Below are 24,940 nucleotides of genomic sequence, written 5' to 3'. Positions count from 1 at the left end.
CTTAACTTGCGGGCACTGGTGTGTTTCCTCCGGATTCGCCTTTCGCCGGCGCTTTCAACACACTCGAACCAAGGTAGATCATCCAGGTGCACAACGCGCCATTGGCGATCAGCGCGGAAAGGTCCGTCATGAAGGCCCAGAACACTTGTGCCGATACGTTGCCGTTGACTGCGCTTAGGGTGAACCAGCAGGTCGCGTTTATCGCAAAGAAGTACGCCAACAAGTTAGGGACGCGGTCGTCATGAAAGCACAACACGGAAATTGGGATCAACCCTAATGGCAGAATCAGCTGAGAGAGCCGGATGGGGTACTCGGCTGTGGCGAAGTTTTCCACCATCTCTGGCATGGTGTGCATTTCGTATTGGTAAACACTGGTTCCCACCAACCCCAATAGGAACATGGATAATGCCCAAACCATGTCACGACGCCAAAATACGACAAAACAGGCTATGGAGAGCACAAACAAAATGGAATTGACGGCAATTAATATGAAGTAAAGGTCGCTTGGTCGCTCTGCTGAGCTGCTCATCAAGCTGGTGAAGAACTGGGCCAACAAGGAGCACGCGCCACAGAAGGCACCCCAACACTCCACTCTGGGAGTCTCTTGCTCTGGAGCAAGTGTCGATCTGCGTTTCATGTACCAGTCTCCTACTCGGCCGAGTTCGTTCACGGCCGAGCGTGAAAAGGCGGGGTCGTCAATTACGTAAAACTATCCTAATGCTTGCACGAGCAAAAACCTGTGCTTTATTAATACATCTCACAGGGTGTGTGCGCGGGTCTTGGCCCGAGTTGTTACGGCAGCCCACCAGACCAGAAGAGCGGCGCCTGCCATGGCTGCGCCAGCCAACGCTGGGGAAGCATAAGACAATCCTGAGGCAATGAGTGCACCGCCGACGGCAGCTCCAGCTGCGTTGGCCATATTGAGCGCTGAGTGGTTGAGGGCGGCTGCCAGTGTTTGGGCATCACCCGCGACATCCATGAGCCGGATCTGCAACTGAGGCACAAGGGCCGAACCAAACAAGCCGAGCAGTGCGAAAAGCACCATTCCGCCCGCTACCCAGGCGGACAGGTAATAGAAGCAAACCAGCGTGATAGCGATGCAGCTCAAGACAAAGCCAATGCCAAGTTCCAAATTTCGGTCTGCTAGGTGCCCTCCAAACAGGTTGCCCACCAAACCACCGGCACCATAGGCCGCCAGTACAAACGGAATGAGGGAGGCAGACATCGCTGCGCGAGTCGGATCGGTCATCGTCCAACCGATGTAGGTGTACACCGCGAACATCCCGCCAAAGCCCACGGTGCCGATTGCCAGGGTTAACCAGACTTGACTGCGGGCCAAAGCGCCCAGTTCGGTAGCTGGAGAGGTTGATTTCATCTCCGTCATGTGGGGCATGAAGAACCACAGCGCAAGCAGGGTCAAAACCCCGGCGGTCACGACGACGCCATATGCCGCTTTCCAGTGCACAACTTGGCCAAGCCACTGCGCCAGGGGCACCCCGCCGATTGTGGCAGCTGAGAACCCAATCCCCACCAACGCGAGTGCCCGCCCGCGTTGACCCGCCGGCGCCATCGATGCGGCACAGAGCCCCGAAACCGAAAAGTATGCCCCATGGGGAAAACCGGCGATAAACCGGGCCAAGATTAACAACCCGTAACTCGGAGCGAGCATCGACAGTGCGTTTCCCAACACGAAGAACGCCATCAGAATAAGCAAGAGACGCCGCCGAGGAATCCGACCCGTCAGCGTGGTAATCACAGGCGCGCCGATCACGACCCCCAACGCATACGCCGCAATAATCCGGCCAGCTTCTTCCTCCGTCATCTGAAAGTCGGCAGCAATGAGGGGAAGCAAACCCATAGAGACAAATTCCGTGGTGCCAATTCCAAAGCCGCCGAGTGCAATTGCGAACATCACGATCGAACGATGAAGCGGAGAAATTTCGGTTTGCAGCGGCAGAGCTCGACGACGAGGCAGTGGCAAGGAATTCACGTTCGCTCACGCTACCCGCTCTCTTTCCCCGACGCATGTTGCGTGCTGAATCGCCCCGATGCGCACCCCTACCCGTCGACAAGCGGGCAAGTACAGCTAAACTTGAGCTTTGTACTACACACTTTTTTAGGGAGTTACATTGGCAAAAATCATCTACACCCGCACTGACGAAGCCCCACTGCTCGCGACCTACTCGCTGAAGCCAGTTGTTGAGGCCTTCGCTTCCACCGCCGGCATTGAGGTAGAAACCCGCGACATTTCGCTGGCTGGCCGCATCCTGGCTCAGTTCCCGGATTACCTGGGCGAGGAGCAAAAAGTTGCCGATGCTCTGGCTGAGCTGGGCGAGTTGGCCAAGACTCCTGAGGCGAACATCATCAAGTTGCCTAACATTTCGGCTTCTGTGCCTCAGCTCAAGGCCGCCATCAAGGAACTGCAGGCCGAGGGATACCAGCTGCCGGATTACCCAGATGCTCCTGAAACCGACGAAGAAAAGGACATCCGCGCACGTTACGACGCAGTCAAGGGCTCGGCCGTGAACCCAGTGCTGCGTGAGGGTAACTCTGACCGTCGTGCACCGATCGCGGTGAAGAACTTCGCTAAGAAGAACCCACACCGCATGGGCGCGTGGACCGCTGACTCCAAGACGAACGTGGCCACCATGGCTGCCGACGACTTCCGCCACAACGAGAAGTCTGTCATCATGCCAGCTGCCGATGCACTTACCATCAAGCTGATCAAGGCTGACGGCTCTGAGGAAGTCCTCAAGGAGGGCCTGAAGGTCCTCGAGGGCGAAGTTATCGACGCCACCGTCATGCGCGTAGCTGCCCTCGACGCCTTCCTCACGGAGCAGATCAAGCGCGCCAAGGAAGAAGGCGTGCTCTTCTCCACCCACCTCAAGGCCACCATGATGAAGGTCTCCGACCCAATCATCTTCGGTCACGTGGTTCGCGCTTACTTCGCTGACGTTTACGCTCAGTACGGCGAGCAGCTGCTGGCTGCCGGCCTGAACGGCGAGAACGGCCTGGCTGCCATCTACTCCGGTCTCGAGTCTCTCGACGACGGCGCAGAAATCAAGGCTGCTTTCGAAAAGGGTCTGGCTGAGGGCCCGGCGGTTGCCATGGTGAACTCCGACAAGGGCATCACCAACTTGCATGTTCCTTCCGACGTCATCGTGGACGCTTCCATGCCAGCCATGATCCGCACCTCTGGCCACATGTGGAACGCTGCTGGTGAGGAGCAGGACACCCTCGCGGTGCTGCCTGATTCCTCCTACGCTGGCATCTACCAGGTGGTCATCGATGACTGCCGCGAGAACGGCGCATTCGACCCAGCCACCATGGGCACCGTCCCTAACGTCGGCCTGATGGCTCAGAAGGCCGAAGAGTACGGCTCCCACGACAAGACCTTCAAGATCGCAGCTGACGGCAAGGTTGTCGTCGTCAACGGCGCTGGTGAAGTTCTCATGGAGCACGAGGTTTCCGAGGGCGACATCTGGCGCGCCTGCCAGACCAAGGACGCCCCAATCCAGGACTGGGTCAAGCTCGCCGTTACCCGCTCCCGCCTCTCCGGCATGCCAGCCGTTTTCTGGCTGGACACCGAGCGTGCTCACGACCGCAACCTCATCTCCCTGGTGGAGAAGTACCTGAAGGACCACGACACCGATGGCTTGGACATCCGCATCATGTCCCCAGTCGAGGCCACCAAGTTCTCCATCGACCGCATCCGCCGCGGCGAAGACACCATCTCCGTCACCGGTAACGTCCTGCGTGACTACAACACCGACCTCTTCCCAATCCTCGAGCTCGGCACGTCCGCGAAGATGCTGTCCATCGTTCCGCTCATGGCTGGTGGTGGCCTCTTCGAGACCGGTGCTGGCGGATCCGCACCAAAGCACGTCGAGCAGCTGGTCAACGAGAACCACCTGCGTTGGGACTCCCTCGGCGAGTTCCTCGCGCTGGCTGAGTCCCTGCGCCACTTCGCTAACACCGCTGGTATCGCCAAGGCTGCCGTGCTTGCCGACGCCCTCGACAAGGCCACCGAGAAGCTTCTCGACGAGAACCTCTCCCCATCCCGCAAGGCTGGAGAAATCGACAACCGTGGCTCCCACTTCTTCCTAACCAAGTTCTGGGCAGAAGAACTGGCTTCCCAGTCTGAAGACGCTGAGCTGGCCGGCATCTTCCAGCCGGTGGCTGCCTCTCTGGCTGCAGCTTCCACCGAGATCGAAAAAGACCTCCTGGATGTTCAGGGCAAGGCAGTGGAAATCGGCGGCTACTACGCACCAGACGAAGACAAGCTCAACGCAGTCATGCGCCCATCAGCGAAGTTCAACGAAATCATCGACGCACTGAAGAAGTAAACTTCATCTTATTTGCGCCGATAGCCGCCACTCACCACGTCGTTGGTGGGGGCGGCTTTTCGCATGCAGCACAGCATGCTTCGTTTCTTGCTCCGTTCGCCGAAAACTTGCTCAAAATCGACACTTTTCACACCAGAAACCTGCTTTTACCTGCACTAACGTTTTCTTGCTCGTTTCTTGCTTCTGATGCCGAAATGCTGTCGCAGCATCCCCGATCGGCCTGCTCCCGAGCTTTCTTCGACACACAACCGCAAAATTGTCTTGGCAGAGTCTGGAAAGCATCTTGCTTTCGGCTGGAAAGGAGATCGCCGCGTAATGTCTACTCCTACCCAAGCTCATGACATAACCCCAGTTAGATCGAAAAGGGTTCGTACACCATTCCACCAGATACTATTCCACCGGACTTGCCCCTTTTAATGTGTCTATACCAGGTGTGATTCATGCCGAAAATGGTGCTGCCATGATCCCTCGTGAGGACAAGGAGTTGTTTGGACAGTTCGGGGCACAACCATCGAATTCGAGGCCGTGGGATTCTAAATATAATTCGTATTCGGAGTCGGTTTCGCAACGATTAAAACACACCCCACTCATCCCGGAATTTTTAGGGATCTTGAATCAGCACGCGCCTGGATGAAGCGCTGGGGACCGTCACAAAACCAAAAAAGGTCCGCACCAGAACTGGAGATTTCACTCCGAGTGAGGCCTTCGGCGAAACCTGGCAAAACAAGTGGATAACAAGGCAGTATGAACTGGATCGATACCAAGCTCGATATCCGGAGCGGTTTAGGAAACCGCTCCGGACTGAGGCCACAACGCCACTGACAGGGATAAATCTCACCGTTCGAAGTCGGCACAACTCCAGCAATCACTACCGACTTACATCAGGTTAATGAACCCCTGTTGAGATGAAAACTGTGGCCTTAGGATTGTTGACGCCTCCTCCACCAGGTCCACAGCAGTCCGATTAGGCAAATCACGATGAAGGCCAAAGAAAAATAGTGCCAGTTTAGGATCCATTGGGGCGTGTAGGATGCTTTTGCCCCAGGATCATGCTCATGCGCCCGGTAGTGGAGGCCATTAGCAATGATCGACACAACAAATGACAGTACTCCAGCGATCAACCCGCAAAGCCAAAGCAAGTTCGACGTAGATATCTTTTTCAATGTTATTCCCAATTGCAATGGTGTTGGTGGGGAGTCAAGGCCCAATCTCCCTTGTCAGGCCGTGCCCGCTCAAGGTTGTATTCGCCGGTATATGGCAGACCGAGGGTCCCAGCTAGAATATGGCATTCATATTGTTGGCGAACAGATGCTTTGGAATTGATATCGGGGAATGCCGCTTCCCATTCTTTCCACCCTGCATCGCGCATTATTGCTTGCCCGGCAACGTAGCCACCAACTCCGCCTCCGCCAGTCATTACTACGGCTCCCCAGGGAGAAACTGTCCCATTGAAGGTCGCGTCACCATTCCATTCACCTTGCCAAAGGTTGTTAAACAGATGCTTACCAAGGAATGGATCCGCAACAACCGGGTATTGATCGGCAGATACCGTAGCTACCTTTTGCACGATCGAATCTCCAACGACGTCGTACTCAGAGGAAACCCTGTTACCTTCGGCATCTCGAGCCCATGCCGGCGCAATCCCCGCAACAAAATTCTGTTTCGAGTCAACAAAATCAATGCCACCATCCTCATTCTTTGACATTGAGACCTCAGCAGGTAACGAAACGTCGTAGCGAAACTCGTGCGGCGCAGTCGGAGACAAAATGACCGAGTGCATTTGCATGCTTTCATCTGGATAGGCCGTTACCGTAGCAACCGTGTCGTCCCCCTGATCAAACATCACCGACCGATCACCAATGCCGGTTGCGGTTTTAGAAGCATTTTGAGTTCCCTTTGGAATTGAAAGCTCGATATCTCCAGCAGTCGTCCGCAGCTTCACGTTTCGATCATCACTCGCATCCGCCGAACGGGTCGAAGCGCGGTCTTCCTCATGAATTTGTGGCCGATAATCGACCCCAATCAAATCAGCAATCTGCTCAGGTGTCACTTCATGACTTTCCTGTGCATCCGCCACTGACGGACTCAGCATCAGTGAAAGTGATGCCAAAAAAAACTAACACGCGAGACTGTTTCACCAGTTTCCTCCTTTGAAAAAACGGAACGGACACCTTCAACCATATGTTGATGAAAATAAACCCGAGTTGAATTATCGATAACTAATCGATAACGGATTGCTAACCCAACTTCTTCACATTTTCCGAAGTCATAGTCGCCCTAGTCTCCGAGGTCATATGCATCGAGTGCCATCACACGGGCTAGTCCACGTGCGGAGACGACGAGCCAGACCCAGTCAGCATGCTTCAGTTCGTCACGTTCAAGTGACTCCTCCTTACAGGAAAACCTTTTCCAGAGAACGTCGCAAACAGGGATACCACCGTAGCGCTCGCCAAGACATCGAGCCCGGGCCTGAGCACCTATACTCGATAGAGACTCTACTGGCATCAACGCTGCTCAAGGATAATTTATGTCTGCTCCTAAGGTTATGACCGTCTACGGCACTCGCCCGGAGGCGATCAAGGTTGCTCCGGTGATTAAAGCCCTTGAGGCTGATGAGCGCTTCACCTCGATCGCGGTGACCACCGGCCAGCACCGGGAAATGCTCGACCAGGTCAACGCGCAGTTCGGCATCACCCCAGACCACGACCTGGACATCATGCGCCCTGGACAAACCCTCAACGGCATCGTCGCCCGCGCCATCGAAGGCCTCGACACCATCATCGAGCAGGAACAACCCGACATCATCATCTCCCAGGGCGATACCTCCACCGCCATGGCAGCAGCCATCGCCGGATTCAACCGCGGCGTGAAAATCGTCCACCTCGAAGCAGGACTACGTACCGGCAACATCCTCTCCCCCTTCCCCGAGGAAGCCAACCGCCGAATCATCGGCCAGGTCGCAGCCCTCCACCTCGCACCGACGCAAGAATCCAAACGCAACCTCCAGCGCGAGGACTTCCGCTCCGCCGACATCGTCGTAGCCGGCAACAGCGTCATCGACGCACTCCTGGAAGCAACCTCCTGGAATACCACATTCAGCGACGAACGACTCCAAGCAGCAGCAGACTCCGATGCCAAGATCGTGCTGTTTACCACCCACCGCCGTGAAAACCTCGACGCGATGGCCAACATCGGCCGGGCTATGCGCCGACTGTCCGAAGACTACCCAGACATCGTCTTCGTGCTACCTGCACACCTGAACCCTAAAGTCCGGGCAGCAGTCTTCCCGGAGATCGAAGGGCGCGACAACATCCTGGTCACTGACCCGCTGCCCTACAACGAGTTCACCAAGCTGATGGCACGCGCCCACATCGTGCTCACCGACTCCGGTGGAGTGCAAGAGGAAGCACCCGCGCTGGGCAAGCCTGTCCTAGTGATGCGGGAAAACACCGAACGCCCCGAAGCAGTTACCGCAGGCACCGTCCGACTCATCGGCACCGAAGAAGACCGCATCGTCTCCGAAGCTAAGATCCTGCTGGATACCCCAGCGGCCTACGAAGCGATGGCCAACGCCGTCAACCCCTACGGCGACGGCAAAGCCGCCGCCCGCACCGTCGCAGCCATCGCCCAACTACTAGGCATCGGCGAGCGCCTGCCGGATTTCGCTAGCGTTTAACCGCCAGTCTTAGAGCTCACGGGCTGGGACGAATTCATAGCCCAGCCCCTCGATGCCGTCGACGATTTCGGCTAGCAGTGCGGTGTCAAGGAACGGGTGGAAGAAGAAGCTAGCCGTGGCTTGGCGCACCACCTGGTTCTTTGCTGCATTGTCCACCAGCAGTGCCGGTGGCCGAGCGGCGTGGTTGTTGAGGTCCTCGATGGATGGGTTACCGATGTTTTCCGGCAAGACTGTAGCCCCATAAACATCGGTGACCCGATAAGGCAGGATCTGGGTGAGAGAGGTCCTAAAGTCCTGCTTCTGGCCCGATACGAGGCCTGCATAGTATTCGGTTTGCTCGTATCGGTAGGCAAATTGCTGCCCCATCGCTTCGTAGGCGTTCGGCGTTGCGCCATAGTGCGGGGTCTCGAAAACCTCTGGCACCCGCAATCCTGCGGCTTCGAAAGCCCTCTTCCCCACTTCGATGCGTTTGGTGTGGTCGCTGACACGGTCGTCGATAAGCGGGCCGGTGAGCTGGACCCACGAATTCTGCTGGCAGTCCTCGAAAGTCCACGGTGGCGTGTTGGTGGTGCTGCATTGGGAACGGATGAATTCGTAGTCGGCAGTGGTGGCCGCGCCCGGGTAAGGGTTTGGGGTGTTACCGAATTGGTGGGTGGTGCCGTGCTGGATGAGCTCGCCACCCTTGGATTCCATATATTTGAGCGCTTCGACGACTTCGGGGGTGTCTTTGAGCTCGAGTCCGATAGCGCGGTCGTCCTTTGGGTTAGCTTTCGGACCAATGTAGATGGGTACTACCGCTACCTGAAATGGGATACCTCGAGAGCCGAGGTAGTCGGCGACGCGTCGCAAGTCGGCGGGGTTGGATTTGGGGCTGACGTCTTCGATGCGGACCGCGGCCTTCGCAGAGGGAGCTGCGTGCGGATCAAGCATCTCGTAAAACAGGTCAGCATAGGCGAGGTAGTGCGAACCATTTTCTTGCCATTCAAAAGGCAAATCGGCAACGTAGATGAGGTTGCCACTTTGCGTTGCCCAAGGGAATTCTTTGTGCTCAGTGCCGGTGCAGGAAGTGCCGTCGCACACGGCCTCGCCCAGCGTACGCACGAGCTCAGGCTTCACGACGGCCGGCACCTGCATTCCCCTGCTGTTTTCATTTCGGGACAGTTCTTGTCCTTTGTATCGGACTGTGTTGATTTTGTCGGCCTCGTTGAGGGTGAAAGCGTGCGGATCTATCCCGTAGTGCTCCACAAACTCGGCTGCCTCGGGACTCCCGGCGGGCCCGGCTAGTTTCCGCAGGTTGGCGTTTGCCCACAAGACGGGTTTTTCGGTAGTGCGGATATCGGTGCGCAGTGAATCCGGGATGACTTGGTTGTAGTCATAGCCTTGGTAGACCACGGCATCAAAGTCCGCGATCTGCCCTGCGGTGTATGCGCCAATGGGCTGCACCGTTGCAGTACCGAAGTGGGTTGCCAGGTTCGCGGCGAGGATGCCGAGCACTTCACTGTCCGAGGCGGAGTCATCGTAGAGCACGAGCGTGCGTTTGCCGCCTGGGGTGCCATAAGTCGAGCTAAAGGTAGAGCTTTGGTAGGAGCCTTGGATGTCAGCGGTGTTGCGATAAGGCTGAACAAAGGTTCGCACCAGCGCCGACTCGGTGCCCTTTTCCAAATCCCGATCAGTGAAGGAAAAGATGACGATCGTGGCGACGAGCACGCTCAGCGCTACCACCACCCCGAGGACTACGTTGGTGCGTTGACGCTTTTGATCTAGCTTTTTCGCTTCCAATTTCGCTGTACTCCTTAGTTTTAGTGTTAAGGCTCAACCGCCAAATCTTTAAAAACGACTCGTGCGTCTTCGGTATAAAGTCCGATCGCGCCACCTAAATATGGGCGTTCCGTGTCGGTGAATTCGCCGAGTTGGGTGCCGTTGACCCAGAATCGGACGGTGCTTCCGTGCTGGCTGACACGAACGTGGTTTTCCGTACCGATGGCAAAGCCAGGTTCGTGGCCAGAGGCCAAAAAGCGCTGGCTGCCCGGGTAGGCCGGGTCTTGCTTAGACAGTTCCCAGCCATTGGGTTTGAGAGCGAGAGCATAGAAGCGCTCGTTGTTCTCGTAGTTCCACAGCACCCATCCCACTTCCCAGGGGTTTGGCGTGCCGCGCCGTACTTGTTCTTCGGTGCGTACATTGATTGAGAAGTCCACGTTTTCGGCGAACTTCTTCTCGGTGTGCACCAGGCAGGCATGGGTGTTTTCCGCAGCTTCGGCAGACTTTGGGTACATCTGGACTTCGGCGTCGTTGCCGGTCACTGCCCCATGCCCGTCAAAAGCGAGGTGCCACTGACCGTAGGTTTTTCCTTCGTGCCATTTGTCATCTGTGCCTGGGCTACACGCGCTGATTGACACCATCGCCACCAGTCCTACTAGGACGCCAAGTATCTTTCTCCACATGTCCCCTAGTGTTCCTTGTGCAGGTGCGTCGCGCGAGCATCGGGTAGTGGCTGCGGGATGGGCCCCGGCTCTAGGGCCGGTTGCCGTTCGGCTTCTAGCTCTGGGGTTTCCGCCTCTGGAACTTCAGCCACCCGTTCAGTCTTTGCCCAACCCGTGCGCCCGCGTAGTTGGTTCCACACGGCTTTCCACCCCGCGATTCCCCACAGCTGTGCATAGAACACGTAAGCGTGCCCAAGCAGCAGCGCCTTCACGATGCCCAATTGCGGCTCATTCTTGCGGTACAGAAAGCTCAACACCAGGGTTGGGCCGAAGGCTAGGAGGTAAATCACCAGGAATTGCCAACCAAAGTGTGCCGTTCCCCGCGCAAACCCAATTCCGAATGCCACGAGCCAGACCAGGAACGAGGCGGTGAAGAAGGTGACGCACAACAGCAGGATTGGACTGGCGATTGTCCAAAACAGGTCGATGCGTGCGGTGCCCCAGAGCCGAACGAGGATATTGGCCACCTGATTCCAGCCCTGCAAGTATCCCTGGAACCAACGGGTCCGCTGGCGAATCCAACGCCCAAGGTCTTCCAGTCCTTGCTGGTGCACCGCTACTTCCGGACAGTAGTCGAGCCGGAATCCAAGCAGATGCAGTCGGATGCCTAGATCGAGGTCTTCAGTGAGGGAGTCGCTCCAGGGGTCACGTCCCAGGAGACGAAGTGCGGAAAGGCGCACGAACTGCCCGTTGCCACCCAGCCCGACGCTGTTGAGTTTGACTCGACCACGCTGGAAAACTTCCGTATAGAGCACAAACTCGAGGTCTTGCATACGCGCGAGCATGTTGCTGACGCGGTTGTTGATCCGCACGCCGATTTGCACCCCGGCCAGCATCGGATCGTCGAAGGCTGGAATGACGTAGTCCAAGGATCGTCGATCCATTCTTCCGTCAGCATCGACGACGACCAGGATGGTGTTTTCCGGGTCGATATGGGGATTAATGCCACCGTCGTAAATGAACTGGAAGGCGTCGTTAAGCGCTTTGCCCTTGCCTTTGCGGGCATTGGGGAGGGTGCGTTGGAACAGGTGGACGCGGGGGTCGGCAACTTGTTTGACGATGTCTCCGGTGCCGTCGTCGGAACCATCGTCGATGACGACGATGCTCAGCCGCGGGTAGTCCATCGCCAACAGACGCTGCAGGGAGGCACCCACCACGGTGGCTTCGTTCAAGCAGGGCATCACGAAGACGATTTCCGGAGTGGTACCGGTCCAGCTGTCATAGTTCCGCGGGCGCCATTTGGGCTTCTTAACGCGCGAGAGCACTAGTAACATGGCTAGGTAAGCCAAAGACAGCACGATAGCTGCGACCGAAACTAATAGGACGATATCGTAAATCTCGCCTCGGAAACTGACCATGCGCTACACCTGCGCGTGGCGCTTGTCGACGCCAGTGTGCATCAACTCGGCCCGAACCATCATTTCTGCTCGATAGGCCTCCACCATGGCCATCTTGGTAGTCTTTGGCCGCCACGTGAGCAGCAGAATGATTGCCATCGCGATAATGCCGGCGAGCACTAGCGTTGCACCGATTTCCAGCAAAAGCCGAGAAAAATTAAGAAGGATATCTTCTACTGCGGACACATTTTCCAACATTGACTTACATCCCCTCATCTAAAGCTTAAAAATGGCTCTCCGAAAGACGTAATTTACGCAGCCCATCGGATAAATGGTGGTCAAGAGTGTATTCAACGACTCAAAAACTTAACATTGGCCAAATAATCAATCCATATATATGTTTCACCGCTAAAGGTATCCCCAAAGTCGAAGGTGTGGGTTTAAGTCCGATCCCACACTTTCAAAACGTTTTCCACCGCATTCGACCAGCAATAGTGTGAGATTTCAAAATTCCCCAACCCTACCCACCGTGGTAGTCGGAACTAAATTTAGCCCCCAGAAAATACCCCCATAAATAAGACTGAACTTAATGCAAAATAAATAGGCCGCGGGCATCTTTAAGCGATTTTCCGCTCATGCGCCGTCCCACTCGTACCTTGTTTTACCGATACAGTGAAGGTCATGACTTCCCAAGAGACCCGCGACTTCGACCTCGTCCTTTTTGGCGCCACCAGCTTCGTTGGTAAGACCACCGCGGCCTACCTGATTGAGCAGCACCCACAGCTCCGGATCGCTTTTGCCGGGCGCGATGAACACAAACTGCAAGCCCTGTGTAAAGACATCGGTGCGGACTCCATCCCCCTCATCATCGCGGATGCTACCGACAAGCCGAAGCTGGATGAGCTCACCGCTCGTACAAAAGTTGTGATCTCCACGGTGGGCCCCTACACCCGCTACGGCGATATGCTCGTCGACGCCTGCGCCGAGCATAATACCCACTACGTCGATCTATGCGGCGAAGCACTTTTCATCCGCAGGATCATTGACTGCTGGCACGGCCGCACAAACGCCAAAATTGTTCCGTCCTGCGGTTTTGACTCCGTCCCCAGTGACATGGGGCTATTTCACCTGCATCAAAAGTCCGGGAAACAGTTTGATGCAGTGACGATGGCTGTCGAAGACCTCCGCGGAGGCCTTTCCGGAGGCACCGTCGACTCGATGCGCGAAGTCAGCGCGGATGCGAAGCGGATGCCTCATGGTGGCGCCATCTTGCATAGCCCATATTCGCTTTCCCCCGATCACAAACAAGAACCGGACCTGGGGCCTCAACCAGATTTCGAGGTCCACTTCGACCAGCTCATCCGGCAGTGGACCGGCCCATTCTTCATGGCGATGTTTAACACGCGCGTCGTCCGGCGCTCCAACACCCTGCAGGATTACGCATATGGGTCACACCTGCGCTACCGCGAGGTCATGCCGACAGGCACTGGACTTGCCGGAATGCTTAAGGCACGTGCACTGGACACTGCGGTCAAATTGGGTTTCGCGGCCGTCATGACAGATAGCCTCCGTAAACCTCTCAAGGCTATCTTCCCCGTCGCCGGCGAGGGCCCGAAAGACATCAATAAGGGTGGTTTTAGCATCACGCATTATGGCCGGGCCACCGACGGAAGCCTGCACTCCGCACGGGTCCAGGCTGAGGGCGATCCCGGCTACAAGGTCACGGCAATGATGCTGGCCGAGGCGGCGGTGCTGCTCGCAGCGCACCCCGAGGATCTGCCACAGCGCTCTGGGGTGCTCACCCCCGCCACCGCTCTCGGCTCAGCATACGTGGAAGCGCTTCACCGCAACGGCATGCGGTTTAGTTAGCAGCAGGTTTAGTTAGCAGCAGCGCGCGCCTGGGTTCGCGTCCTTTTCCGCGAAGCGCTGGCGGAAGTACTCTCGCTCGCTAGGTATCGGGTGCCCGGGGTGTCTAGCCCGCAGGTGAGCCACGTACTTTTCATACTCCCGCTCACCAACAAGCTCCCCGAGCCACCACCACACTGCTTTAAGTGTGCGCATGCGCCACCGGGCCACGCGCTTGCCACTGCGCCTCGATCTGCTTTTCGACGTCCGTCGCTACCATGCCAATAGGTGCGAAGTACTCCGATGGAACATCCGGGTCTTCGCTGGTAGGCGTAGCCTCCCCGCGTCGCTGCGCTGCGATCGTTCGCACACATACCCACATGGCTACCAGCACCACAATCAAGGTAAGCACGGCAAAGATTACCGAGAGCATGCCCTGGATCATGGTGTTGCGGACCACGGCGTCGATAGCCTCCGGGCTTTTCGCGGTGCCAAATTCGTGTAGCCCCTTAGCCTGGGCTTCGGCAAAGCGGTTGTGCTGCGCGAAGTAGCCCACCTTTGGGTCGTCGGAAAAGATCTTCTGCCAGGAGGCGTACATGGTGACGATGAGGTCCCAGAACATCGGCAACCCTGGAATCCAGGCCCACTTCAGCAGCCCCTTCTTCACCACGATCACCACGATGAGCGAAAGCGCGATGGCTGCGAGGAGCTGGTTTGCGATACCGAACAGCGGGAACAGCACGTTGATGCCACCAAGCGGATCCGTAACACCCATGATCAAGATGGCGCCCCATAGTGCGCACACAAACATGGTGGAAATCCAGTGGCCTACCGTCCAAGACTGATCGCGGAACTTGGCGAGCCCTGGGACGTTAGCCAAGGTATCAGTCATCATAAAGCGTGCCACGCGGGTACCAGCATCGACGGTAGTCAGGATGAACAACGCCTCAAACATGATCGCAAAGTGGTACCAAAATGCTTGCATACCAGGATGCCCGACGATGCTGGTAAGAATCTGCGACATGCCGAATGCCAAGGTTGGGGCGCCACCAGTACGAGAAACGATGGTGTGCTCGCCAACTGCTTCGGCTGCGGCAGTGAGCTGGGCGCCAGTAATGCCGTCGCCAGGTAGTCCCAGTCCGTTGACAAAAGCCGCCGCCATCTCCGGGTTCGCCCCGGTCAACGCGGTTGGTGCGTTCATGGCGAAGTACATGTGCCGGTCAATAACCACGGCCGTAATCAGAGCCATGATAGCCACGAACGACTCCATGAGCATGCCGCCGTAGCCGATCATGCGCATCTGCGATTCCTTCTCCACCAGCTTCGGAGTCGTGCCGGAGGAAATCAGCGCGTGAAAACCCGAAAGCGCGCCACAGGCAATGGTGATGAACAAGAACGGGAAGAGGTTTCCGGAAAAGACTGGCCCCTGCCCCGTCCGCGCGAACTCAGTCACCGCCGGCATGTGCACCTCAGGGTGGTCAATAACGATACCCACGGCCAGCATGCCGATCACGCCGATCTTCATGAAGGTGGAGAGGTAATCACGCGGCGCAAGCAGCAGCCACACTGGCAAAATCGCAGCAACGACGCCATAAATAATCAAACACCAAGCCAGGGTGAGTTTGCTGAGCGTGAACCAATCTTGGCCCCACGATGTTTCGGCTACCCAGCCGCCGGCGACGATGGCGAGCAGGAGCAAAACAACGCCAATGAGGGAGACTTCCATCACGCGTCCCGGGCGCAGGAAGCGCAGATATATGCCCATGAACAGAGCGATCGGGATGGTCATCGCGATGGAGAACACGCCCCACGGCGACTCCGCTAGCGCGTTCACCACTACGAGCGCCAGCACCGCGATAATGATGATCATGATGGCGATAACGGCGATAATGCCGGCAAACCCGCCAAATGCGCCGAGTTCATCACGCACCATTTGTCCCATGGAGCGGCCACCGCGACGGGTAGAGATCCACAGCACGAGGTAATCCTGCACCGCGCCCGCCAAGATACAACCAATGACGATCCACAGCGTGCCCGGTAGGTAGCCCATTTGGGCTGCCATCACGGGACCGACCAGCGGTCCGGCTCCAGCGATCGCAGCGAAGTGATGTCCGAAAAGCACGCGACGGTCGGTAGGCAGGAAGTCTTTGCCATCCTGAAGGTATTCCGCCGGAGTGGCGCGATTGTCTTTGGGCTGGACAATGCGGTATTCGATCAGGCGCGCGTAAAACGTGAACGCGATGATATACGAGCCGATGGCGGCGAAAACTAGCCACACCGCATTGACGGTTTCTCCGCGCGCGGTGGCGATCGCTCCCCAGCCCAACGCTGCAAGAAGTCCGCACACCGCAATGATGATTTTCTTTTTGGTGCTCATTGGCCGGTTATCCACGACCCCAACCGGCAAGTCTGTGGCTTCGGAATGAAGCAATTCGACGTCTTTTGGTACTGCCAGAGTGCTGCTCATGTGTGCACTCCCCTTTCGGTATCCAGTTGCTGGGAGCACTCTGCGCACACGGGTTGTGAATGCTGGGTATCTCCACCGACGAGTTGAACTAATTACAAGTCAACTATGGATCAGGTCAGGGCACAACTACTTTCTAGCCATGGGTAGATCACAGCTACCTACCGCGCAGCTCACAGACTGAGCGGTATGAATATTTTACGCCATTAACCTGCAACTTTACAGAAAAATAGACAAAGCGGTTTACATAGACCAAGCTGTCCGCTATGGTGTGTAACAAGCTTTGGTGAGGCCCCGCGCAGCGGCCAACATGCTGCACTACCCAAGCTGGTTTTACCCACTCTCGAATCACAAACGAAGGACACGATCATGACTAAGTACAGCAACGAAAATGCAGCTGAATGGGGTTTTGCCACCCGCGCTATCCACGCCGAACAGCCACTCGATTCTGACGTGAAAGCACGTAACCTCCCGATCTACCTCACTTCTTCCTACGTGTTTGACTCCGCGGAGCACGCCAAGCAGCGTTTCGCCCTTGAGGATGCCGGCCCGGTCTACTCGCGACTGACTAACCCGACTGTCGAGGCAGTAGAAAACCGCATCGCCAACTTGGAAGGCGGTGTCCACGCAGTTCTTTTCGCCTCAGGCCAGGCAGCGGAAACCGCTGCAATCCTCAACCTCGCTGAAGCCGGGTCCCACATCGTGACCTCCCCACGCCTCTATGGCGGTACGGAAACCCTCTTCCAGGTGACCCTCAAACGCCTGGGTATCGAAACCACCTTCGTAGAAAACCCAGATGATCCCCAGTCCTGGCAGGACGCAGTACAGGAAAACACGGTGGCTTTCTACGGCGAGACCTTCGGCAACCCGATCGCTGACGTCCTGGACATCCCAGCCGTCGCCGAAGTCGCGCACCGCAACAATGTCCCACTGATCATCGACAACACCATTGCCACCGCCGCTGCAGTCAAACCACTCGAACTCGGCGCCGACATCGTGGTGGCGTCGCTGACCAAGTTCTACACCGGCAATGGCTCCGGCCTGGGCGGCGTGCTTGTCGACGGCGGAAAACTCGACTGGACCGTCGAGCGCAACGGCAAGCCCGTGTTCCCACAGTTCGTCACCCCAGATCCGGCCTACCACGGCCTGAAATATGCCGACCTCGGCGCACCTGCTTTCGGGCTCAAGGCCCGGGTCGGTATTCTGCGCGACACTGGCGCCACGCCATCCCCATTCAATGCCTGGGTCACGGCACAGGGTCTCGACACCCTGAGCTTGCGCGTAGCCAAGCACAACGACAATGCCCAGGCCGTCGCAGAATTCCTGGCAGCGCATCCAAAGGTCACCAAAGTGAATTTTGCTGGCCTGCCGACGTCGCCATGGCACGAAGTCAAGCAGAAGCTCGGCCTGCGTTATACCGGCTCCGTGTTGTCCTTTGACATCGACGGCGGCCGCGAAGAGGCCTGGCGCTTTATCGACGCCCTTCGCCTCCACTCCAACCTCGCCAACATTGGTGATGTCCGTTCCTTGGTGGTCCACCCAGCTTCGACCACTCACTCTCAGTCTGACGAGGCCGGACTCGCCCGCGCTGGTGTCACCCAGGCCACGGTACGGTTGTCCGTCGGCATTGAGGACATCGACGATATCCTCGCTGATCTTCGCCAGGCTCTGGACGCGGTCTAATGCTCAGCCTCGGCACCCCCGGCGAGCAGCAGGTCCGGCGGATCGGCGATGTCACCACAGAGGCTGGTGGTGTGATTCGGGATGTCCATATCGCCTTCCGGTTCTGGGGCATCCCACGCGTCACCGCGACCGACAGTAACGTGATTCTGGTCAACCACGCCCTCACCGGCGATGCCAATGCCGTGGACTGGTGGGCCGGGCTCATCGGTCCGGGTCTGGCGATCGACACAGATGTTTACTGTGTGATCTGCACCAATGCGCTGGGTGGTTGCCAAGGCTCGACCGGACCATCGTCTCCGCACCCCGATGGCAGATTTTGGGGCTCTCGTTTCCCTGCGATTTCCATCCGCGACATCGTCGCCACAGATCACAAGCTGCTGACATCTCTGGGAATTGATCGCCTGGCCGCGGTGATCGGCGGTTCCATGGGTGGCGCCCGAACGCTCGAGTGGGCGTTGATGTATCCCGAAATGACAACGGCTGCTCTGGTGCTGGCAGTGTCGGCGCGAGCGAGCGCGTGGCAAATCGGGATCCAATGCGCACAAATCGCAAGCATCGAAAAAGACCCAGATTGGCTCGGAGGGGACTTCTACAGCACGGGCGTTTCCCCCGACGCCGGGATGGCGACCGCACGCAAACTAGCTCACTTGACGTACCGCGGCGAGCTGGAAATCGACGAGCGCTTTGGCACTGACCCGCAGGAAGGCGAACAACCACTCGGAGTGTTTCGCTCTGCCGACGAACGCTTTGCGGTGGAAAGCTACTTGGATTATCAGGCGCAGAAGCTGCTGGCGCGATTCGATGCCGGCTCCTATGTCGCACTCACCGAGGCCCTTAACCGCCATGACGTCGGTAGGGGGCGAGGCGGATTGAACAAGGCACTGGCGTCGATGAGCGTGCCGACGTTCATCGTTGGCGTAGACACCGACATCCTGTACCCCTACCACCAGCAGGAACACCTTTCGCGCAATGTAGGCAACCTGCTGGGGATGGCAAAGATCACCTCGCCAGTCGGGCATGATGCGTTCTTGACGGAAACGCGACAGCTGGATCAAATCATGCGGCGCTTCTTTCGGCTACTGCGCGCGCAAGGCGATCGGCCATTAGCTGCCGAGGGCGTCGATCGACACAGCTAGGTAGACGATTGCGCAGCCCAACCCCGTGGTGAACCAAAAATCGAATCGACGAGAGCGGACTGCCAAAACCCCCAGCACCCCGGAATCGCAAGCCAGGCGAAGCACCGCCAACCACAGCACCGCTACGCCGAATACCAGGGTGCCTCGACGCCAGTGTTCGGTGACGAAATACCCCAATGCCACCACCAACAGCACCGCCAAGGCGGCGAGACCAAAGAATTGGATTTGTTTGGGTAGGCGGGAAGGGGCGAGTCCTACGTCGTGAGGATTCGCCAACTGGTTCCGGCGCTGTCGGGGCACGAAAGAACTGCTTTACCGCAACTAGGCCTGCTGCTCTGCGCGCTCAACCACGTTGCGCACCAGGAACGCACGGGTCAGTGGCCCAACTCCACCAGGGTTCGGCGAAACGAAACCGGCAACGTCCCATACGTCTGGATGCACATCGCCCAGCAGTTTTCCGTCCTTCCGGGAAACTCCGACGTCAAGCACGGCAGCCCCTGGCTTCACCATGTCGGCGGTGAGCATATGTGGCTGACCAGCAGCGGCGATGATGACATCTGCATTGCGGGTCTCTGCGGCCAGATCTTTGGTGCCGGTGTGGCACAAGGTGACGGTCGCGTTTTCCGAACGTCGCGTGAGCATCAGACCGATCGGGCGCCCCACGGTCACTCCGCGCCCAATCACGACGACCTTCGCACCATCAAGCTCGACGCCAAATCGACGCAGCAAAGAGATCGCACCATTCGGCGTACAAGGCAGTGGTGCAGGCTCGTTGAGAACCAATTTCCCCAAGTTAACTGGGTGCAGGCCATCAGCATCTTTGGCTGGATCGATGGCAGCGAGCACGGCGTTTTCATCCAGGTGCTTCGGCAGCGGCAACTGCACGATGTAGCCAGTGCAGGCCGGATCGTTGTTGAGCTCCTCAATGACTGCGAGCAAATCTTCCTGCGAAACGTCGGCTGGGAGGTCTTTGCGGATCGAACGAACTCCGATTTGCTCGCAGTCGCGGTGCTTCATCTTCACGTAGGAATGCGAAGCGGGGTCGTCACCCACCAGGACCGTCGCCAGGCCCGGGACGATGCCTCGTTCATTGAGTGCGGCTACACGCTGCGCAAGATCGGAAAAGATTTCATCACGGTACAGGTTGCCATCCAGCTTGGTTGCAGTCATAGGGGACATTATTCCACGTTTGGCGGAGTAGCTGAGGAATCGCGTCTTTTACACACCGGGCAAATTTCAATCAGCGCTTCTTCAGGGCTACCCTAACCACATGCACTTTGACTCCCCGTTTGCCCACGTCGTGTTTGATCAACCAGTGATCCCACCGAACACCGGCAACGCTATTCGCATGTGTGCTGGCACCGGCGCGCGCCTGCACTTGGCCGGGCCATTGGGTTTCAACCTCGAGGAAAAGAACTTGCGTCGCGCCGGACTGGACTATCACGACCTCGCTGACGTTTCCGTGCATGACAATCTCGACGCCACGTTCGAAGCGATCGGTCCGGCCCGAGTCTTCGCTTTCACCGCCCGCACCAGCATCCGCCACACGGATATCGCTTTTGAACACGGCGACGTCCTATTGTTCGGTACCGAACCGACCGGGCTCGATGATTATGCCCTCAACCACCCTCGGATCACGGAACTAGTGCGTATCCCTATGCTTCCAGGACGTCGCTCGATGAACCTGTCGAATGCTGCCGCGGTGGCTACCTATGAAGCCTGGCGTCAGCTGGGATTTGTCGGTGGCGAGTAGCTCACATCGATGACCTCGAGCGCTTCCGCGGCCAGCGCAATGTTGCTCCCAGCAACGGAAATCAGCCGCATCCCGGCGAATTCCGTCCCCACGGCTTGAACAACCACCCCGGGGCGAATCCCCTTTTCCGCTAGATAGCGCAGTAGGTCTGCATTGGAATCGTGAACTCGCTCGATTAAAGCGCTGGCTCCGTCGGGAAGCTGCTGCAATGGGGTGACGCTGATTTCCTCGACCTCCCCGTTTGCTAACGGGATCGGATCACCGTGTGGGTCCCGCGTCGGATGGCCGAGGAGTTCGTCGATACGCGCGATAAACAGGTCGGATACCGCGTGTTCGAGCAGATCCGCTTCTGCATGCACTTCGTCCCAGCTATAGCCCAGCTGCGCGACGAGGAAGGTTTCAATCAGCCGGTGCCGACGCGCCATGGCCGTCGCAATGCCCCGGCCAGCTTCGGTGAGCGTGATTCCGGTGTAACGCTCATGGTGGACAAGTCCTTTTTCCGCCAGTCGCTTGACTCCCTCGGTGGTGGTTGACGGGCGCTGTTTCATCGCCGCCGCCAACTCGCCCATCGTCGCCGCCTGGCCGGTGCGCTCGACGATGTCAAAAATAATCTTCAGGTAGTCCTGGGTTTTAGCAGGCAGCGTAGCGACGTCCATGGTGATCAAGAATAGCGTCGGAACATGGCTGACGGTTGGCGGGTACTCGTCGCTAGCTGGTGCCCACACTGGGAAACAGTGAAACACCCACCGCACACGATGGCAATTGTCCCGCCCACCGACAGGCCCCACTGAACTGCCAACGCAAAACCGAGCCCGCCCACCAGCACACCCAGGATCGGAGACCAGCATAACAACGCAACTGGGCTGCGTACCCACGGTTGCACGCTCGCTGCAGGTGCGGCCAACAGCGCGATCACCACAATGGTGCCCACCGCGGGAATCGCCACAACAATGACTGCACAAATCAACAACAGGACCAGGGCATCCAGACGTCGTGTAGCTCCTCCAGCGGCGCGGAAAAGCGTCTGGTCAAAGGCCATGCTGATCAGCGCGGAGCCGAAGGCAGCCACCACCAATAACGCGGTCAGCGCCACTGCTACCGAAGCATACACATCCATTCTTCCCACGCTCACAACAGAGCCGGTGAGGAAAGAATCGACTCGGATCGGTAAGGGTTTAAACCAATTGGCCAGGAAATATCCGAAAGCAAACCCGGATGACAGCACAATACCCGCAGCAGATTGGCTGTTGAGACCCGGAACGTCCACCAATGCCCGCATCAACAGCGCTAGCGCTACGCAGCCGGCAAAGGCCCCAAGGAAGATATAGCCCGTCAGCTGAGTTGCGGACAAGGAAGCCGCGAGCACCACCCCGATAACAGCCCCGGGAAACGACGCGTGCGAGATCGCCTCGGCGAAGAAGATCCGGCGATGGAGCAATGCCAGTGCCCCAACCAGACCGGTACCGGCCCCCAGCACGAGGACCTCCGCGAGGGGCCAGAAATGTATCTCCCACCAGTTCATCGTCGACCTCCCGCTACCCGATGGCGCAACTGAACCCAGCCGATTGCTAGGCCGAACAGCACCAAAAACACCATGATGACGCACGCCTGCGCGGAGACCGGGTGGCTGTGCTGCCCCGTCACAATCAACATGCTCACCAGACCTCCAACGCTGGCAAAACCCACCGCGAATGCCAATTGCGCGCCCACGGTGCGGCAAAGGATTCTGCCCGCGGCGGCTGGAATGACGAGGTATCCCACCACCAGCAGCACCCCCACAGCTGAGGCACCGGCAGCTACTGTGGCGGCGACGCTGAAGTTGAATATCGCGTCGAGAAGCCGGGGGCGGATTCCGTCGATCGTGGCCGTCGTCCGATCAAACGCCACGCTGACTTGCGCGGGGAGCAGGCTGAGCATGGTGATAGTGGCCAGTCCGCAGATCACCAGGGATTGTTGAAGGCGTGCCGGGGACAGCTCGAGCAGACGGCCGAACATCAGAGCCTCGAGTTGACCCGAGCGGTCGGCGTGGGCCAGGGAGATGACCATGCCCACCGCGTAGAAGGTTGCCAGAATGACTGCGGTACCGGCCTCGTTGCTGTGGTCGGTAGTGCGGGGCAGCACAGTCAGTACCGCGGCGCAGAGCAAACCGGCCCAAAAACCACCCGGGATAATCCCGCTGATTCCGTTAACGATGAACCCAAGTACCACGCCCGGGAAGATCGCATGTGCCATGGTCTCCGCGGTGAATTCTGCTTGTCGGAGATTTACTAGCGCACCCACGCACCCTGCGGATATACCGAGCGCGAGCAAAAGGATCAGGGGCCGGTAGAGATATGGGATTGTGAACAACGCCTGCACTTCCATCAGCGCACCGTCGCGTCTTCCACCCGCAGCAGGCGGGCATCGGTTTCGGTGGCCAGGCGCACGTCGTGTGTGGATGCGATGATCGCTAGGCCACGATGTTTGAGCTCGTTGAGCAGCGTGATCAAGCGATTACGGGCAGCTTCGTCGAGGCCGTTGAAGGGTTCGTCGAGAAGCAGCAGTCGGGGTCCGGAGACGAGGGAGCGGGCGATGAGTACCCGCTGCTGTTGCCCGCCGGAAAGCTCCCCGAAACGCAAGCGTGCGCAGTCGGCGAGGTCTACCGCGGCGAGCGCCCGATGGCAGCTTTCCCGATCAGCTTTGCTGAGCCTGCGGAACGGACCCAACCGGCTCACTAGACCAAGACCCACAACCTGAAGGGCGGTAATCGGGAAATCCTTAGCGGCGTCGAGTTTCTGAGGCACATACCCGACGCTGCCTTGCGCTGACTTTGTGCGGTGTTCGCCATCCACGGTCACGCTTCCACGCAACACTTCAGCGAGTCCCAAGATCGCTTTCAAGATGGTTGATTTACCAGCCCCGTTGTCGCCTACCAGCGTGACCATGCTGTGTGAGGGGATCGAGAAGGAAACATCAGTGAGCACTTCGTGGCCTCGGTAGCCCACCGATGCCTGGTCAAAAGTCACCACCGGCGTGCTCATTGGATAGTTTCCTTCGGGGCCCAAGGCTGCAAGGAAACAGGTAATGGTGCCGGGGTGCCACCCCACGCGCGCACCAGGTTGGTGACATTGTGCAGGATCGAGCCGATATAGGTGGCGCCGTCGCTGCCTGCTGGGCCGAGCGAATCTCCGTAGAGGGCTTCGTCACCGGTAATGACGCGCACCCCGGCCGCCCGGCCGATAGCTTCAATGGACTTAGCGTTGTTCGAGTTCTCCGCGAAAATCACTTCGGCGTGGGCCTGACGCACTTGATCGACGCCCGCTTGAATGTGCTGGGATGTTGCATCCTGCTGGGCGTTGAAGTCCGAGAGTGCAGACCCAATGAAGTCCACATCATAGTCGCGCGCAAAGTAGCCGAAGGCATCATGCGAGGTAAATAGCACCCGCTTTTCACGCGGTACGGTCTGCAAGCTATCTTGCACCCACCGGTCCAGATCAGCGAGCTTGCTGAGGTAGGGTTCGGCCTGCGCGTTCCACTGGACATCGCCAGCGCTTTCCGCCGCTAGTGCTTCGGCGATATTGCGAGTTTGCATCATGGCGCCTTTGGGGCTGGTCCAGACGTGCGGGTCGAATTCGAACTCCGCTTCTTCACCCGGTTCGGGCGCGAACGGCCAAGGGGCGACATCGATCTTGTGCGTGCCAACGACGCGCTGGTACTCGCGCTTCCCGGCAGACTGAGCTGTGTCGTCTTTGCCGGAAGTGACGGCTAATTTGCCATGGAATCCGGAGGATTCGATGGCTTGATCCATGAAGCGTTCCAAGTCCACGCCGTTGACGAAGATCACGTCCGCAGTGGCCAATGCCGCCATCTGTTGGGCAGTCATCTCATGTTCGTGCGCCGATGCGTTGGGAGACAAAATGCAGGTGAGATCCAGTTTCGGGTCCTGCTGCTCGCTGGTGTGGGTCTTGCCTTGGGGGTCAGTTAGGCGTACTGGCACTCCGGAAGAAAGCTGGGTGAGGTAGTCACAGATTTGCGTGGTGGTGGCTACCACTCGGAGCGCTGCTGGCTGGCTGGAGTGCGATTGGGTGGCTGCTTGGCTACACCCGCCTAGCGCGAGCGCGCTGGCCACGATGAGGGCTTTGGTACCTCGAACGGACATTGACGATCCTTCCCAAGGGTTGGGCTAATGCTCCTCGCCGAGGAAAGGCGCGCAGCATTAGAGTGAGCTTTTCAAGCTCACC

General features: G+C 58.0%; 22 protein-coding genes. 6 read left to right on the top strand and 16 right to left on the bottom strand.

Annotated features, from left to right (window positions below):
• Position 1: 1 nt before the first annotated feature.
• Complete coding sequence (locus CEPID_RS02630) at positions 2 to 637, bottom strand: hypothetical protein (RefSeq protein WP_047239641.1); 636 nt, start codon at positions 635 to 637, stop codon at positions 2 to 4.
• A gap of 120 nt (positions 638 to 757) precedes the next feature.
• Positions 758 to 1,990 carry an MFS transporter gene (locus CEPID_RS02625; protein WP_236684279.1) on the bottom strand — a complete coding sequence of 411 codons (1,233 nt, stop codon included), beginning with the start codon at positions 1,988 to 1,990 and terminating at the stop codon, positions 758 to 760.
• A gap of 139 nt (positions 1,991 to 2,129) precedes the next feature.
• Between CEPID_RS02625 and CEPID_RS02620 the strand changes: the two genes are divergently transcribed.
• Complete coding sequence (locus CEPID_RS02620) at positions 2,130 to 4,346, top strand: NADP-dependent isocitrate dehydrogenase (protein WP_047239640.1); 2,217 nt, start codon at positions 2,130 to 2,132, stop codon at positions 4,344 to 4,346.
• Positions 4,347 to 5,511: 1,165 nt separating this feature from the next.
• Here CEPID_RS02620 and CEPID_RS02615 read toward each other — a convergent pair.
• On the bottom strand, positions 5,512 to 6,423 hold the full coding sequence (locus tag CEPID_RS02615) for a DUF2599 domain-containing protein (protein WP_158408013.1): 912 nt from the start codon (positions 6,421 to 6,423) through the stop codon (positions 5,512 to 5,514).
• 450 nt (positions 6,424 to 6,873) lie between these two features.
• Between CEPID_RS02615 and wecB the strand changes: the two genes are divergently transcribed.
• On the top strand, positions 6,874 to 8,022 hold the full coding sequence (gene wecB, locus CEPID_RS02610) for a non-hydrolyzing UDP-N-acetylglucosamine 2-epimerase (RefSeq protein ID WP_047239638.1): 1,149 nt from the start codon (positions 6,874 to 6,876) through the stop codon (positions 8,020 to 8,022).
• Positions 8,023 to 8,031: 9 nt separating this feature from the next.
• Here the strand turns inward: wecB and CEPID_RS02605 are convergent, their stop codons facing one another.
• Genes CEPID_RS02605 through CEPID_RS02590 form a run of 4 tightly spaced genes read right to left on the bottom strand, consistent with a single transcriptional unit; the run spans position 8,032 to position 12,097 of the window.
• Positions 8,032 to 9,801 carry a DUF2334 domain-containing protein gene (locus tag CEPID_RS02605; protein ID WP_052843321.1) on the bottom strand — a complete coding sequence of 590 codons (1,770 nt, stop codon included), beginning with the start codon at positions 9,799 to 9,801 and terminating at the stop codon, positions 8,032 to 8,034.
• 26 nt (positions 9,802 to 9,827) lie between these two features.
• Positions 9,828 to 10,463 carry a family 16 glycoside hydrolase gene (locus tag CEPID_RS02600; protein WP_047239637.1) on the bottom strand — a complete coding sequence of 212 codons (636 nt, stop codon included), beginning with the start codon at positions 10,461 to 10,463 and terminating at the stop codon, positions 9,828 to 9,830.
• A 5-nt stretch (positions 10,464 to 10,468) separates the two neighbouring features.
• A complete protein-coding gene (locus CEPID_RS02595; RefSeq protein WP_052843319.1) occupies positions 10,469 to 11,860 on the bottom strand; it encodes a glycosyltransferase family 2 protein in 1,392 nt (463 codons plus the stop codon).
• 3 nt (positions 11,861 to 11,863) lie between these two features.
• On the bottom strand, positions 11,864 to 12,097 hold the full coding sequence (locus CEPID_RS02590) for a hypothetical protein (RefSeq protein WP_047239636.1): 234 nt from the start codon (positions 12,095 to 12,097) through the stop codon (positions 11,864 to 11,866).
• A 423-nt stretch (positions 12,098 to 12,520) separates the two neighbouring features.
• Here CEPID_RS02590 and CEPID_RS02585 point away from each other — a divergent pair, with 423 nt between their 5' ends.
• Entirely contained in the window at positions 12,521 to 13,708 is a 1,188-nt protein-coding gene (locus CEPID_RS02585; protein WP_047239635.1) for a saccharopine dehydrogenase family protein, read from the top strand.
• Between the two features lie 12 nt (positions 13,709 to 13,720).
• On the opposite strand, the gene CEPID_RS12805 is transcribed toward CEPID_RS02585, so the two are convergent.
• Together CEPID_RS12805 and CEPID_RS02580 are read right to left on the bottom strand one after the other, a co-directional pair.
• Positions 13,721 to 13,900 carry a YbdD/YjiX family protein gene (locus CEPID_RS12805; RefSeq protein WP_083984341.1) on the bottom strand — a complete coding sequence of 60 codons (180 nt, stop codon included), beginning with the start codon at positions 13,898 to 13,900 and terminating at the stop codon, positions 13,721 to 13,723.
• On the bottom strand, positions 13,887 to 16,151 hold the full coding sequence (locus CEPID_RS02580) for a carbon starvation CstA family protein (RefSeq protein ID WP_047239634.1): 2,265 nt from the start codon (positions 16,149 to 16,151) through the stop codon (positions 13,887 to 13,889). Before CEPID_RS02580 ends, CEPID_RS12805 begins: the two co-directional genes overlap by 14 nt.
• A 363-nt stretch (positions 16,152 to 16,514) precedes the next feature.
• Here CEPID_RS02580 and CEPID_RS02575 point away from each other — a divergent pair, with 363 nt between their 5' ends.
• Together CEPID_RS02575 and metX are read left to right on the top strand one after the other, a co-directional pair.
• Entirely contained in the window at positions 16,515 to 17,831 is a 1,317-nt protein-coding gene (locus CEPID_RS02575; RefSeq protein WP_083984340.1) for an O-acetylhomoserine/O-acetylserine sulfhydrylase, read from the top strand.
• The gene (gene metX / locus CEPID_RS02570) at positions 17,831 to 18,967 is read left to right on the top strand and encodes a homoserine O-acetyltransferase MetX (protein WP_047239632.1); all 1,137 of its coding nucleotides are present in this window, start codon (positions 17,831 to 17,833) and stop codon (positions 18,965 to 18,967) included. The genes CEPID_RS02575 and metX overlap by 1 nt, the downstream gene beginning before the upstream one ends.
• Here metX and CEPID_RS02565 read toward each other — a convergent pair.
• Both CEPID_RS02565 and CEPID_RS02560 read right to left on the bottom strand, forming a co-directional pair.
• Positions 18,935 to 19,267: a DUF3017 domain-containing protein gene (locus tag CEPID_RS02565; RefSeq protein WP_047239631.1), complete on the bottom strand. Its 333-nt coding sequence runs from the start codon at positions 19,265 to 19,267 to the stop codon at positions 18,935 to 18,937. The two genes, metX and CEPID_RS02565, sit on opposite strands and share 33 nt — an antisense overlap.
• Before the next feature lie 21 nt (positions 19,268 to 19,288).
• Positions 19,289 to 20,137, bottom strand: a complete 849-nt coding sequence (locus CEPID_RS02560; protein WP_047239630.1) for a bifunctional methylenetetrahydrofolate dehydrogenase/methenyltetrahydrofolate cyclohydrolase — start codon at positions 20,135 to 20,137, stop codon at positions 19,289 to 19,291.
• Between the two features lie 100 nt (positions 20,138 to 20,237).
• Here CEPID_RS02560 and CEPID_RS02555 point away from each other — a divergent pair, with 100 nt between their 5' ends.
• On the top strand, positions 20,238 to 20,720 hold the full coding sequence (locus CEPID_RS02555; protein WP_047239629.1) for a tRNA (cytidine(34)-2'-O)-methyltransferase: 483 nt from the start codon (positions 20,238 to 20,240) through the stop codon (positions 20,718 to 20,720).
• Here CEPID_RS02555 and CEPID_RS02550 read toward each other — a convergent pair.
• Genes CEPID_RS02550 through CEPID_RS02530 form a run of 5 tightly spaced genes read right to left on the bottom strand, consistent with a single transcriptional unit; the run spans position 20,693 to position 24,858 of the window.
• Entirely contained in the window at positions 20,693 to 21,376 is a 684-nt protein-coding gene (locus tag CEPID_RS02550; RefSeq protein ID WP_047241290.1) for a metal-dependent transcriptional regulator, read from the bottom strand. The genes CEPID_RS02555 and CEPID_RS02550 overlap by 28 nt on opposite strands.
• Positions 21,377 to 21,381: 5 nt before the next feature.
• Positions 21,382 to 22,242, bottom strand: coding sequence for a metal ABC transporter permease (locus tag CEPID_RS02545; protein ID WP_047239628.1), 861 nt, complete (start codon positions 22,240 to 22,242; stop codon positions 21,382 to 21,384).
• Complete coding sequence (locus CEPID_RS02540) at positions 22,239 to 23,084, bottom strand: metal ABC transporter permease (RefSeq protein WP_047239627.1); 846 nt, start codon at positions 23,082 to 23,084, stop codon at positions 22,239 to 22,241. Before CEPID_RS02540 ends, CEPID_RS02545 begins: the two co-directional genes overlap by 4 nt.
• Positions 23,084 to 23,740 (bottom strand): metal ABC transporter ATP-binding protein, encoded by a 657-nt coding sequence (locus CEPID_RS02535; protein WP_052843317.1) that lies wholly within the window; start codon positions 23,738 to 23,740, stop codon positions 23,084 to 23,086. The genes CEPID_RS02540 and CEPID_RS02535 overlap by 1 nt, the downstream gene beginning before the upstream one ends.
• The gene (locus CEPID_RS02530; protein WP_047239626.1) at positions 23,737 to 24,858 is read right to left on the bottom strand and encodes a metal ABC transporter substrate-binding protein; all 1,122 of its coding nucleotides are present in this window, start codon (positions 24,856 to 24,858) and stop codon (positions 23,737 to 23,739) included. The genes CEPID_RS02535 and CEPID_RS02530 overlap by 4 nt, the downstream gene beginning before the upstream one ends.
• Between the last annotated feature and the right edge of the window lie 82 nt (positions 24,859 to 24,940).

The sequence above is a fragment of the Corynebacterium epidermidicanis genome (assembly GCF_001021025.1).
Taxonomy (GTDB): Bacteria; Actinomycetota; Actinomycetes; order Mycobacteriales; family Mycobacteriaceae; genus Corynebacterium; species Corynebacterium epidermidicanis.
Note: the sequence above shows the minus strand (reverse complement) of the source record. Positions and strands in the feature narration are given on the sequence as shown.